This window comes from Campylobacter concisus (genome assembly GCF_902460545.1).
In the GTDB taxonomy this organism is placed as follows: Bacteria; Campylobacterota; Campylobacteria; order Campylobacterales; family Campylobacteraceae; genus Campylobacter_A; species Campylobacter_A concisus_AE.
On record NZ_CABPUE010000008.1, the window covers coordinates 96,652 to 109,335 of the forward strand.

A 12,684-nucleotide genomic window follows, 5' to 3' on the forward strand; every position below is an offset into this window, starting at 1 on the left:
CGCTCTACCAACTGAGCTAAGCGACCTAAAATTTAAAAAATATCTGGCGACCCTTAGAGGATTTGAACCTCTGTTTCTACACAGAGAAAGTAGAGTCCTGAGCCACTAGACGAAAGGGTCATAAACCCAAAAATGGTGTCCTGCGTTGGATTCGAACCAACGGCCCCCTCATTAAAAGTGAGATGCTCTACCGACTGAGCTAGCAAGACATTTGCTTAAAAAAGAATTGAGATTATACAAAAAACATTATTACATGTCAAGAAACAAGAAAAAGTACCTAATACTTTCTATAATAAAGGCTAACTTTAATTTTTAACAACATAAGATTATCTAAAACTATAAAAAGAATGGTGCGGATGAAAGGACTTGAACCTTCACGCCGTGGGGCACCAGATCCTAAGTCTGGCGTGTCTGCCAATTTCACCACATCCGCACAACAATAATAAAGTGGTACGCCCATCAGGATTCGAACCTGAGGCCTACGGCTTAGAAGGCCGTTGCTCTATCCAGCTGAGCTATGAGCGCATAAAGTATTTTAAGTGGCGCGCCCGATAGGAGTCGAACCCATAACCTACAGATCCGAAGTCTGTCGCTCTATCCAATTGAGCTACGAGCGCCCAAAATGGGGTGAGTGATGGGAATCGAACCCACGACCCTCAGGACCACAATCTGATGCTCTAACCGACTGAGCTACACTCACCATTTAACATGGTCGGGGTGAAAGGATTCGAACCTTCGGCCCTCTGGTCCCAAACCAGATGCGCTAACCAGACTGCGCTACACCCCGCCTGAGTCGTGTTTGTAAGTTTATGCCACTACCTCATTAAAAAGTCGTATTTTAACTTGTTTTTTTTATAAAGTCAATTAAAAAACACTTAAATTAATAGAAATTATATATAAAAGATAATTCAATCAAAAATATTAATTAATACTTCGCCAAATACTTAATTTTTTACACACGCAAGCTTTTTATACTTCTCTATTTTACTACCTAGCTATAAAGTATGTCCTTTATTTCACGGATTTTTAAGTAGCTTGACACGAATATTTTACACTGATATTACAACAAAACAAACATCGATCTACTATCTATTATGCATTTTATGCTTATCAAAATTTTACCTTCAAATTTCAACAGATTTATCTTTTCGGGCTAAAATTTTTTGATTAACATTTTATCCATCATGTCATTAGCTTTTTCATCATCGTAAAAATATTATTTAGCTAACACTTTCTTTTTAGCATAAATATTTATACTTTCCACTGCCAATGAAAATGCCATCGCAAAATATATATATCCCTTTGGAATATGAAATCCTAATCCTTCAGCAACGAGCGTCATACCCACAAGCACCAAAAATGCAAGTGCTAAAATTTTTATAGTTGGGTTATTATCTACAAAATTAGAAATACCTTTTGACGCTATCATCATTACACCAACTGCTAAAATAACAGCTATGATCATTATCTCTATATGCTCAGCCATTCCAACAGCCGTTATAACACTATCAAGAGAAAAAACAATATCCAAAACAGCTATCTCACTTACAACGACCAAGAAATTTGCATGTGATTTTTTACTATTTTTATGTTCTTCGCTTTCGCCAGAAACACTAGAATGTATTTCAAGGGTTGATTTTACAAGTAAAAATAGACCGCCCAGTATAAGTACCACATCTCGGCCGCTTATGCTAAATTCTGCGATAGTAAAGAGTGGCTTCGTAAGCTTCATGATCCAAAACAATGAAAGTAAAAGTAAAATTCTAGTCACCATAGCTAGCCCTAAGCCAACAATCCTACCACTGCCACGCTGCTCTTGAGGTAGTTTGCCTACTAAAATAGCGATAAATATAATGTTATCTATGCCTAAAACTATCTCTAAGCCAGTTAACGTAAGTAGTGATATCCACGCTTCTGGCGAACTAAACCATTCAAACATTTGCTTCCTTTGTTAAAATTTTTATTATGCTATCAGGCAAAATTTCATGCTCTATCGCATGGATTTTACTCTCCCAATCTTCTAAGCTCATATCATCTTCTCTTTCAAACGCTCTTTGTGCGATGAGTTTACCTCCGTCAAGCTCCTCACTCACGTAGTGCACGCTGACACCACCTATCATCATCTCGCTCTCAAAGCTCTCTTTTATCGCATGAGCACCTTTAAAAAGTGGCAATATGGAAGGATGTAAATTTATGGCTTTTATCTGTGATGTAAAAACAGGAGTTAATATCCTCATAAACCCAGCAAGCACCGTTAGTTCAGCGCCGCTTTTTAAAATTTGCTCTACAACTGCAGCGTCAAATTCTTCTCTATTTGCAAATTTGGCACTCTCTATTATCATCGTATCAAGCCCAAATTTCTTAGCACGCTCGATGCCAAACGCACCAGGTTTATTGCAAATACAAAGGCAAACTTCGATTTTTATGCCATTAAAAATTTGATTATGAACTTTTTTAAGTATCGCTTCTAAATTTGAGCCACTACCGCTAAAAAGTACGGCTATTTTTTTCGTAAGCATTTTACTCCTTTTATAATATCTATTGGGCTAAGCGCATAGCTATTTTTTTTGAAATTTTTAAGGCTAAGTGCATGAGCTAGTGTAGCCGAGATAGCAGCACTCAGTGGCTCGTAGCCTTGAGATAAAAGAGCAAGTACAAGTCCGCTTAGCACGTCACCACTACCACCTTTTGCAAGTATATTTTTACCATAAGGCATGATATAGATTTTTCCATCTTTAGCAATTATTGTATTTGCGCCTTTTAGCACAAGTACTGCCTTAAATTTCTCACTCCAAGCCTTTGCATAGGCGTATCTGTTCTCTTGCAAAGTTTGCACATCTATATCGGCCATTTTGCAAATTTTTAAAAGCGAGCAAAATTCCTTTGGATGGGGCGTCAAAACATAGTTTTCATTTAGTAGATCAAGCACTTTTGCGCTGTAAAAAATATCAGCGTCAAGCACTAGCTTTTTACCCTTTAAAATTTGTGCATCAAGCTCTTCTATGGCTTTTTTGCCAAGTCCTATACCAACGGCTCCGGCATTCATTTTTTCGCTTATCTTACTTGTTCGCATGATATGCGTTGGTAAATTTAAGCCCTGCTCGCCTATCACGCTAACTAGCCCAGCCCCAAAGGCAAATGCCGCTTTTGCGCAAAGTTTGCTAGCTCCTATGTGCTCGCCAGATATGATAAATGCGTGGCCAAAGTCGCCCTTATTTACGCACTGATTTTTTCTATTTGGAAGCACGAGGTCGCACTTTTCAAGCAAGTGATAGTCGCTCTTGCACTCATAGTTTTGAGCGCTTATACCAAGATCAGCGACCTTTATCTTGCCAACAAAGTCTTTTGCAGCGTCGCTATAGAGCCCAAGCTTTCTAGCTCCCATTGTGATCGTGATGTCCGCTTTTACGCAAGCACCTAGCATCTTGCCGTCACTACTTAGCCCACTTGGCATATCACAAGCGATAGTGTAGGCAGAGCTTTTGTTTATCTTTGAGATAAGCTCTATGTGATTTTCGTCTAAATTTCTATTTAAACCAGAACCAAAAAGCCCGTCTATGACGCATTTTGCGCTATTTAAGCTATTTTCTGCGTCTTTACTCTCTCGCACGCCAGCAGATTTAGCTCGCTCAAGCTGCTTAATGGCTAGTGGCTTTAAATTCTGACTAGCTAAGATAAATTCGCATTCAAACTCGCCCTCTAACATCCTTAAAGCACAAAGCACGTCAGCACCGTTATTCCCACCACCGCAAATGCCAAGCACCCTCTCGCCTTTTTTAAATTTCTTACGGATGAAATTTGCTATGCCAGCGGCAGCGTTTTCCATTAAAAGCTCTTCACTAAGGCCAAATTTCTTGCTCGCTCGCTCGTCTAAAATTCTTGTATCTAAATATAAATTTTTCATCTTCATGCCCTAAAACTAAGCGCCTCTAAGATGTGGGGCTTTAAAATTTGCTCACTCTCATCAAGGTCAGCGATACTTCTAGCCACTCTAAGTGTCCTTTTTATGCCTCTTTGAGAAAGATTGTACTTCAAGGCTGCCTTTTGTAAAATTTCTCTTGCTTCATTATCTAATAGACAAAATTTTTCTACTTGTGCGTCATTTAGCTTGCCGTTTAGCTCATCTTGACCGCGTTTTTTTTGAAATATAAAGGCTTTTAAAACCATATCACTCATCTGCTGTGAGCTCAAACTCGCCTTGTCGCCTGGCGAGCTCTCGTCCATGGCAACTTTTAAATCAATGCGGTCGAGCACTGGAGCTGAAATTCTTGATTTATAGTTTTTTATCTCATTTTCGCTGCACTTGCAATTTAGATTGCGAGAGAATAAATTTCCACAAGGACATGGATTTTGAGCGGCTACGAAGATAAATTTAGTCTCATAAGTCACTTTTGAATTCACTCTTGCGATATGGATTTGATTGTCCTCTAGTGGCTCTCTTAGGCTTTCAATCACCTGCTTTGAAAAGTGAGGAAACTCGTCAAAAAATAGTACCCCGCCATTTGCAAGCGCGATTTCGCCGATCTTTGCGACGTTTGAGCCTCCTCCAAAGATCGAGCTTTTAGTCGAGGTGTGATGGGGCGAGCGAAAAGCTCTAATACTTGTAAATTCGCTATCTTGAAGATTTAAAGAGCGGTAGGCGGCAGACTTTAGCACCTCTTCTAAGCTTTGTGGCGCCATGATATAAACTAGGCGTTTTGCACACATGCTCTTGCCACTACCTGGGCTGCCTTCAAATAAAATATTGTGCATGCCAACAGCTGCAATAATGCAGGCTCTTTTGGCGCGATCCTGACCCAAAACGTCCTTAAAATCAAGCTCAAAGTTTAAATTTGGAACGTACCTTTTGCCAAAAATTTCTATCACGTTTGAAAATAGCTCATGTATAGCGTTAAAACGTATGCTTTTTGCAAATTCTGCGTCATTAAAAAACCTAATCGCTTCCTCTAGAGTACTAACCGCATAAACCTCTAAATTTGGGATCATTGAAGCTTTTTGTGCTATCTCTTTTGGCACTAAGACTTTTACGTTTTTTACTTGTGTGCTTAAAAAAAGAAGGATTGAGAATAAATTTGCTGTGCTTTTTACGCTTCCATCAAGCCCGAGCTCACCAAAGACAAAAATTTTCTCTAAGCTTTTTGCCTTTTGAAGAGCTATAAGAAGAGCGATAGCTAGGTCAAAATGTGAGCCACTTTTTGGCAGATCTGAAGGGGATAAATTTATGGTAATCTTTTGTGCTGGAAAAGAAAAGTCAAGTGCTAGAAGTGCTGCTTTTACGCGTTCTGTGCTCTCTTTTATGCTTGTGCTTGCAAGCCCAACGATGCTAAAACCAGGAAGCCCGCGAGAGAAGATAGACTCAACGTCAATTATCTTTAGTCCATCGCCGTAAGTAGCACATCTTAAAGACTTCATGAAGCTTTTTCTTTTTTTTGCTTTTTGTATTCCTTATCAAATTTTTTGCGTTTATTAAAGCCGATTTTTTCTATAAAAAGATGTCCATCTAAATGATCATTTTCATGCTGGATAGCGATAGCTAAAAGCCCATCAGCCTTTAAGCTTTGCTCTTTGCCAAAGCGATCTTGATATTTGATAGCCACAACTTCATTTCTTTTTACATCTTCATAATATCCGGGCACACTAAGGCAACCCTCTTGATAGATGCATTCTCCTTCACGTAGTTCAAACTTTGGATTTATGATTTCGATTAAATTTTCTTTATCTTGCACGCCCTCGTCATTGGCTAGATTTATAATAAAAATTCTTTTTGCGACACCTATCTGAATAGCAGCAAGGCCGATGCCCTCTTTTGCAATCATCGTATCATACATATCATCAAGTAGTTTGTGAAGTTCCTCATCAAAAATTTTAACCTCTTTTGAGACTTCATAAAGTTTTTTATTTGGATAAGATAAAACCTCTAAGATCAAGCTCAAACTCCTACTTATTCACCCAAAAATATAGGCTGCTCATCATCTTGTGTTAGTATTAGTTGATCTAACGAGTAAGAGATTAATTCTTCAGCGCTTCTTGTTTTTGTTATCATGCTTGAAACCACTTGGATATCAAGCTTGCACTCTTCACCATCTATCTTCCAAGGTATAGATGAAAGCATATTTAAAATTCTGCTACCAGCTTGTTTAGTGCCATTTTCATCAGTATATTTCATAACCATAGCAAAACAGCCATCACCGTAATGAGCTACTATATCGCTTCTTCTAGAAGTTCTTAAAAGAAGCTGCGATATAGCTTTATACATATTGTTTCGCTCTTTTAAATTTTTTACACGATTTGTAAATCTGTCTTTTGCTCTTACTAGTAAAAACGATGCGTTATAGCCATATCTCTTAACAGCTTCTACTTCACTTTGTACTGTGGCTACTATAAATTTTTTATTATAGACGTCATATGTCGTATCATAAATCGACTGCTCTTCAATAGATTTAAGCATTTTAGCTACTTCGTCATAGCTTACTTTAATGACATCAAGATGCTTATCCATAAGGCTGTTTAATTTTATTAGGTCATGATTAAATGCGCTTAAAACATTTTGAAGAGCTAGGATATTTGTATTATTTTTGAGTGCATCCATGCGCTTTTGTACTAGGCCTCTCATAATGCCTAAATTTTTATAGATTAGCACCACGGCTTGAAGCATGCTTTTTATCTGGATAAATCCTTGCTTTATCTCTTTTTCAATAGAGATATTACCATTTGTAGGCACTGAGATTTCAGAATTTGCGACTATAATATCACCGATCTCTTTTCTAAATTCATCAGGCTGTCCATCAAGCATTTTCTCAAAATAAATAGAGTAATTGTTTGGCGTAGATGGAACATTATCGTCGCTTAATTCATGCAAAACATTTTCTGAAAATCTGTAGATATCTACCCTTTCTTTTTCTAGAATATGTTTTACCTCAACCGCTTTTTTCTTAGGGTCTGGTGCATTATCTATCTTTATCACTTTGGGCCTTATTTAAAACTTTTCTCCAAAATTTTATCAACAAGTCCGTACTCTTTGGCTTCGGCCGAACTCATAAAGAAGTCACGTTCAGTATCTTTTACGATCTTACTTAGCTTCTGACCTGTATTTTTGGCCAAAATTCCGTTTAAAATCTCTTTCATACGCAAAATTTCACGAGCTTGTATCTCGATATCAGTCGCTTGCCCTCTAGCGCCGCCAAGTGGTTGGTGTATCATGATGCGAGAATTTGGCAATGCGTATCTTTTACCTGGCGCACCACAGCTTAATAAAAATGCACCCATACTAGCAGCTTGGCCGATACAGATCGTGCAAACATCTGGCTTTATGTAGTTCATCGTGTCATAGATACTAAAGCCACTTGTTATCACGCCACCTGGTGAGTTTATATAAAGGTAGATATCTTTGTCCGGATCTTCAGCCTCTAAAAATAGAAGCTGAGCGACGATAGAAGCAGCCATGCCATCTTCTATCTCGCCACTTAGCATAACGATCCTATCTTTTAAAAGACGGGAATATATATCATAGCTTCGCTCACCTCTACTAGTTCTTTCAACTACGACAGGAACGTAATAGCTCATTACTCGGCCTTCTCTTTTTTACTTGCTTTTTTTTCGTCTTTTTCTTTGTTGAAAAGCTCGCTAAATAGCTTCTCTTCGATCATTGACATCTTTATAGCTGGAAGCATGCCTTGGTTGCGGTACATATCAAGGTGTGTTTTTGGATCTTGTCCGCTTCTATACGCCTCAAAATAGATCGCTTGAACAACCTCTTGATCGCTTACTTTCACGCCTCTTACGCGAGCTAGCTCATCGATAATGAAAGTTAAACAAACGCTATTTTCAGCGTCTTTTCTAAACTCGTCACGTTTTTTAGAAAGAGCGTCTTTGTCCTCTCTAAATTTTTTCATATCATCTGGAGTAAATGAGCTCCATGCGTTTCTAAACTGCATATCGATCTCTTGCTCTACAATATTTTTTGGCACGTCAAATTTAAATTTCTCGACCGCAGCTTCAGCAAATTTTGGCTTAAGCTCATCATTTATAAGTTTATAAATTTTCTCTTGGCGGATTTGCTCTTTTATACGCTCATCAAGTAACTCTTCAGTTGGTTTTTCTTCATTTGGAAGTAGAGTTTTTAACATCTCTTCATCTAGTTTTTCAGGGATCTTTCTCTCTTGAATTTCATGAAGTTTGACTTTAAAAATAGCGTCTTTACCAGCTAAATGTGTAGCGCCGTAGTTTTCTGGGAATTTAACCTCGATATCTTTTTCGCCACCAGATTTTATGCCTACCATACCATCTTCAAAGCCTGGGATAAATTGATTTGAACCGATCTCAAGCACATAGTTTTCAGCCTTGCCACCATCAAATGCAACGCCGTCAACAAAGCCTTCAAAGTCAAATTTGGCAAAATCGCCAACTTTTAGGCCTCTTTTACCATCAATTTTCTCAAGTGGGGCTATCATTTTTAAAAGTTCAGTTTTTTTCTCATCGATATCTTTTTTCAAAACACGTGGGTTTGAAAACTCAGGTATCAAGCTCTCATAGCCGCTCACATCAACACTTGGCTTAAATGAAACTGTTAGCTCAACATCGATCTTGCCATCTTTTCTATCAAATTTTGAAACGATAGGCTCGCCGATAAGATCGTCATTTTTCTTGCCTGCTTGTTTTATAGCCTCATCAACAACATCTCTTAAGACATCTTGCTCAGCGTCGTTTGTTAGCTCTTTCTCATAGCGTTTTAGCACAATAGCAACTGGCACATGGCCTTGTCTAAAGCCATCTACTTTCATAGTTTTTGCTGCTTTTTTTGCTAGTTTTTCTACGCTAGATTTTATAGCATCCGCACTTATAGTCGTGCTTGCTAAGGTATTTACGCTATCTAGAGCTTTTGTTTTGATTTCCATCTAATTCCTTTATGAATACAAATTTTTAGCTCAAAATATAGCAGAATTTTCCTTATTTCATTGTAAATTTGTAAATTTTTATAGATATAAAAGGCGTTTTAACGTAGAATTTGGCGATAAAATTATGGAGAAAATTTATGCAAGAGAGTTTTGAAAATTCAGTTAAAAATATGCTAACTATCATCGGTGAAGATCCAAACAGAGAAGGGCTTATAAAGACGCCTGAGCGTGTCTTTAAAGCGTTTAAATTTCTAACTAGCGGGTATAATGAAGATCCAAAAGAGGTTCTTGGTGATGCACTTTTTACTAGTTCAAATAACGAAATGGTTTTGATGCGAAACATCGAATTTTACAGCCTTTGCGAGCACCATTTGTTACCTATTATCGGCCGAGTGCATGTGGCTTACATCCCAAATGGCAAGGTCGTTGGCCTTAGTAAAATTCCACGCATGGTAAATATCTACGCCAGGCGCCTACAAATTCAAGAGCAGATGACCGAGCAGATCGCAAAGGCGCTTGAGGACGTTATCGCTCCAAAAGGCGTTGGAGTTGTCGTCGAGGCAAGGCACATGTGCGTTGAGATGAGGGGTGTGGAGAAGATAAACTCGACTACCACGACCTCGGCGCTTAGGGGCTGCTTTATCAAAAATGCAGACACAAGACGGGAGTTTTTCTCGCTTATAAATTCGCCTAGGGAAACGCATTTTTGAGTTTAGAGCGTATAAATTCAAGGCTTAAAGAGGGCATGAAGCTCTCAAATACCTTCGGCGTCATCACAAAGATCACAGCTACTACGATAGAGATCACTGGACTTCGCCCAAGTATCGGCGACATCGTGCGCATAGTGGCAAAAGACAAGAGTAAAAACGGCCTTGGCATGGTCACGCAGATAAAGACAGATGGCGCTTATATTAGCCCATTTGGCTTTGTCGAGGGCTTTAGGATAGGCGATTTCGTCTATGAGAGCGATCAGGGCATGAGCATACCAGTGGGGCCAAATTTACTAGGCCGCGTGGTAGATCCATTTATGAAGCCAATCGACGGCAAAGGGGCGATTGATACGACTGAATATATGCCGATCATGAGAGCGCCCATAGATGCGATGAAAAGGGGTCTTATAAACGAGCCTTTTAGCGTTGGTATAAAGACTATAGATGGGCTGCTTACCTGCGGCAAAGGGCAAAAGCTGGGGATTTTTGCAGGTTCAGGTGTGGGCAAATCAACTCTCATGGGCATGATCGTAAAAAATACGCTAGCCCCCATAAAAGTAGTCGCGCTAATAGGCGAGCGTGGCCGTGAGGTGCCTGAATTTATCGAAAAAAACTTAGGCGGCGACCTAGAGGGCACGGTCATCATCGTAGCGACCAGTGATGATAGCTCGCTCATGCGAAAATACGGCGCATTTTGTGCGATGAGCGTGGCTGAGTACTTCAAACAGCAGGGCAACGACGTGCTTTTCATCATGGATAGCGTCACGCGTTTTGCGATGGCGCAGCGTGAGATCGGCCTTGCGCTTGGCGAGCCACCGACCTCAAAGGGCTATCCGCCAAGCTCGCTCACACTCTTGCCACAGCTAATGGAGCGCGCCGGCAAAGAGGAGGGCAAGGGCAGTATTACAGCGTTTTTCACCGTGCTAGTTGAGGGCGATGATATGAGCGACCCGATAGCCGACCAAAGCCGCTCTATCCTAGACGGCCACATCGTGCTAAGCCGCGAGCTAACGGACTTTGGCATCTACCCACCTATCAATATCCAAAACTCGGCCTCGCGTGTCATGGGCGACGTGATCGGCAAAGAACACAAGCTAAATGCGATGAAATTTAAGCGCCTCTACTCGCTTTTAAAAGAAAATGAGGTCTTGCTTCGCATCGGCGCATATCAAAAGGGCAGCGACAAGGAGCTTGACCTTGCGATCTCGAAGAAAGAATTTATGGAGAGCTTTTTAAAACAAAGCTCGGAAGAGGCCTTTGCGCTTGAAGAGGTCGAAGAGCTGCTTGATAAGATCAATCAGTAAATTGTTTTTAAAGCATTGAACGTAGTGCAAAACTATGGAAATAAATTTTTATTATTGCACCATTCATCAAAATGTTTACACTTTTGCCTAATATTATCTATGCCGATATTTTTAGCTATGGTGGCTCCATGTAATACTTTTCTGTATTTTGGTAAATTTAGAATTTGACCCAATCTATGAGATGGACTGGTATTATAAGAATTGTTAATTTCTTCTGGGTTTGGACATTGATTAACTATTGCTGATAAAGAGCTTATTATTTGATCTGCTCTTTGATTCCAGTCGGGATCTGCTTTTGCTATTTCATTTATATCGCTAAAAAGTAAGCTTTCAAATTCATGCGGTTGTATATACGGAAAAAATCTATTATTAGAAAAAATTGAATTTATATCATCTCTAAATTTTTCCTCCAAATATTTAACTTTTTATATATATCTGGGATTTCGTTTAGTTGATTGTGGCCGGGAAAATTTGTATCAAGAGCATAGTAGTCAAACATAGTGGTTATATGTGCGGCTACGTCATATTTGACAAGCCTTAATATAAAATTCTTTACTCTATCATATGATAATGCTCCACCTTTTTTGTCTACGAGCAATGGTTGAATAGTAACTATTTGTGGATCAAAATAAGGAGCAAACACCTCTTTTATAAAATTTTCTTCGGTTTGGCCTTCGCATATTATATATACTCTTCTCATGGCCTACCACCTATTAAGTTACTTTTCCAAATTTCACCCATCGTATAGTCTTGTAGCCAATCGCCCAACTCTTCTTCTTTTAAGCGCCTAAAAACCGTTTCTTTATTTTTTCTATCTACTACTATAATATCCTCTGGAGTAAAATAATTTATAAGTTCTACCGACTGAGATGAGATAATTATCTGCTTTCTTTCGGCAACTCTTTTAATGAGCGTGCTTAGAATATTTATTGCAAACGGATGAAGCCCTAGTTCAGGTTCATCTATAATAATAGTATCCGGCATTAGCTCAAAAGGCTGCAATAAAAGAGTAGCTAAGCATATAAAGCGCAATGTTCCATCTGAAAGCATATGAGCTTTAAATGGAGTATCCGGATCTGACTTGTCATACCATTCAAGCTGTATATTTTCAGAGTTTCTAAAAATAAATCCACCAAAAAAAGGAGCTACTTCTTGTATTATTGAAACTATTTTTTCATAATAATCTAAATATTCATCTTTTAATCTTTTTAAATACGCGGAAATATTTTGAGCGTTTGCTTTAAATATTATATTGTCGTTAGCTTGGCATACACCTTTTATAGGTGATGTTTCTCCGGTATCATGAAAATGGTATAGTTTCCATTTTTGAATACCATCCAAAGAGTATTTGGCTACTCTTCTTGATCGTGCATATGCTTCTGCTTGAGATAGATTACTTTCAAAAATATTTTCTCCTATTGTATATCCGTATTCGAGAAATCTAACATGCTCTCGTTGTATTAGCAACTGATTATTCTGCGTTGGGACTAATGTAACGTCATAACCGTTTGATCCGAATTCAAATTTGAGCAATATTTGATTTGTAATTTTTCTTCCAAAGTATAAAAAGCTGTCAGGACCTTTATCTAAGGTATGCTCTTGGAGGCGCTTATATAACATGTAGTTAACCATTTTAAAAACGGATATAAAATTACTTTTACCTACTCCATTTGCACCTATTAATATATTTATATTCTTTAACTCAAAATCCCTTAATGATTTTATGGATTTATAGCCTTCTATAGTAATTTTTTCAATTTTCATAATTTAATCAAC

At 38.5% G+C, this 12,684-nt stretch carries 11 protein-coding genes, 7 tRNA genes and 1 pseudogene; 2 read left to right on the forward strand and 17 right to left on the reverse strand.

Annotated elements, in window-relative coordinates:
- Nucleotides 1-44: 44 nt before the first annotated feature.
- The 15 genes from FZ949_RS07320 to tig all read right to left on the reverse strand — a co-directional run bounded on the left by FZ949_RS07320 (nt 45) and on the right by tig (nt 8,894).
- Nucleotides 45-120 (reverse strand) — tRNA-Glu (locus tag FZ949_RS07320).
- Nucleotides 121-133: 13 nt separating this feature from the next.
- Nucleotides 134-209 (reverse strand) — tRNA-Lys (locus FZ949_RS07325).
- A 139-nt stretch (nt 210-348) separates the two neighbouring features.
- Nucleotides 349-433, reverse strand: a tRNA-Leu gene (locus FZ949_RS07330).
- Between the two features lie 15 nt (nt 434-448).
- A tRNA-Arg gene (locus FZ949_RS07335) sits at nt 449-525 on the reverse strand.
- A gap of 15 nt (nt 526-540) precedes the next feature.
- A tRNA-Arg gene (locus tag FZ949_RS07340) sits at nt 541-617 on the reverse strand.
- A 6-nt stretch (nt 618-623) separates the two neighbouring features.
- Nucleotides 624-700, reverse strand: a tRNA-His gene (locus tag FZ949_RS07345).
- Nucleotides 701-709: 9 nt separating this feature from the next.
- A tRNA-Pro gene (locus FZ949_RS07350) sits at nt 710-787 on the reverse strand.
- A 429-nt stretch (nt 788-1,216) separates the two neighbouring features.
- A complete protein-coding gene (locus tag FZ949_RS07355) occupies nt 1,217-1,939 on the reverse strand; it encodes a TerC family protein (RefSeq protein WP_107953503.1) in 723 nt (240 codons plus the stop codon).
- The gene (gene purN / locus FZ949_RS07360; RefSeq protein WP_148790307.1) at nt 1,932-2,519 is read right to left on the reverse strand and encodes a phosphoribosylglycinamide formyltransferase; all 588 of its coding nucleotides are present in this window, start codon (nt 2,517-2,519) and stop codon (nt 1,932-1,934) included. The genes FZ949_RS07355 and purN overlap by 8 nt, the downstream gene beginning before the upstream one ends.
- Entirely contained in the window at nt 2,501-3,904 is a 1,404-nt protein-coding gene (locus tag FZ949_RS07365) for an NAD(P)H-hydrate dehydratase (RefSeq protein ID WP_148790308.1), read from the reverse strand. Before FZ949_RS07365 ends, purN begins: the two co-directional genes overlap by 19 nt.
- Nucleotides 3,905-3,906: 2 nt before the next feature.
- Nucleotides 3,907-5,412 (reverse strand): YifB family Mg chelatase-like AAA ATPase, encoded by a 1,506-nt coding sequence (locus FZ949_RS07370; RefSeq protein ID WP_103580364.1) that lies wholly within the window; start codon nt 5,410-5,412, stop codon nt 3,907-3,909.
- On the reverse strand, nt 5,409-5,927 hold the full coding sequence (def, locus tag FZ949_RS07375; RefSeq protein ID WP_087577214.1) for a peptide deformylase: 519 nt from the start codon (nt 5,925-5,927) through the stop codon (nt 5,409-5,411). Before def ends, FZ949_RS07370 begins: the two co-directional genes overlap by 4 nt.
- Nucleotides 5,928-5,941: 14 nt before the next feature.
- Entirely contained in the window at nt 5,942-6,964 is a 1,023-nt protein-coding gene (locus FZ949_RS07380) for a GGDEF domain-containing protein (RefSeq protein WP_103580365.1), read from the reverse strand.
- 8 nt (nt 6,965-6,972) lie between these two features.
- The gene (gene clpP, locus FZ949_RS07385) at nt 6,973-7,563 is read right to left on the reverse strand and encodes an ATP-dependent Clp endopeptidase proteolytic subunit ClpP (protein ID WP_054196008.1); all 591 of its coding nucleotides are present in this window, start codon (nt 7,561-7,563) and stop codon (nt 6,973-6,975) included.
- Nucleotides 7,563-8,894 carry a trigger factor gene (tig, locus tag FZ949_RS07390; protein ID WP_107953508.1) on the reverse strand — a complete coding sequence of 444 codons (1,332 nt, stop codon included), beginning with the start codon at nt 8,892-8,894 and terminating at the stop codon, nt 7,563-7,565. Before tig ends, clpP begins: the two co-directional genes overlap by 1 nt.
- Before the next feature lie 137 nt (nt 8,895-9,031).
- On the opposite strand from tig, the gene folE reads away from it, so the two are divergent.
- Entirely contained in the window at nt 9,032-9,604 is a 573-nt protein-coding gene (folE, locus tag FZ949_RS07395) for a GTP cyclohydrolase I FolE (RefSeq protein ID WP_103580367.1), read from the forward strand.
- Nucleotides 9,601-10,908, forward strand: a complete 1,308-nt coding sequence (fliI, locus tag FZ949_RS07400) for a flagellar protein export ATPase FliI (protein WP_103580368.1) — start codon at nt 9,601-9,603, stop codon at nt 10,906-10,908. The genes folE and fliI overlap by 4 nt, the downstream gene beginning before the upstream one ends.
- A gap of 32 nt (nt 10,909-10,940) precedes the next feature.
- On the opposite strand, the pseudogene FZ949_RS09795 reads toward fliI, so the two are convergent.
- Both FZ949_RS09795 and FZ949_RS07410 read right to left on the reverse strand, forming a co-directional pair.
- Nucleotides 10,941-11,608 (reverse strand): annotated as a pseudogene (locus FZ949_RS09795) (DUF4276 family protein).
- Entirely contained in the window at nt 11,605-12,672 is a 1,068-nt protein-coding gene (locus FZ949_RS07410) for an AAA family ATPase (protein ID WP_103580369.1), read from the reverse strand. Before FZ949_RS07410 ends, FZ949_RS09795 begins: the two are co-directional and overlap by 4 nt.
- Nucleotides 12,673-12,684 lie beyond the last annotated feature (12 nt).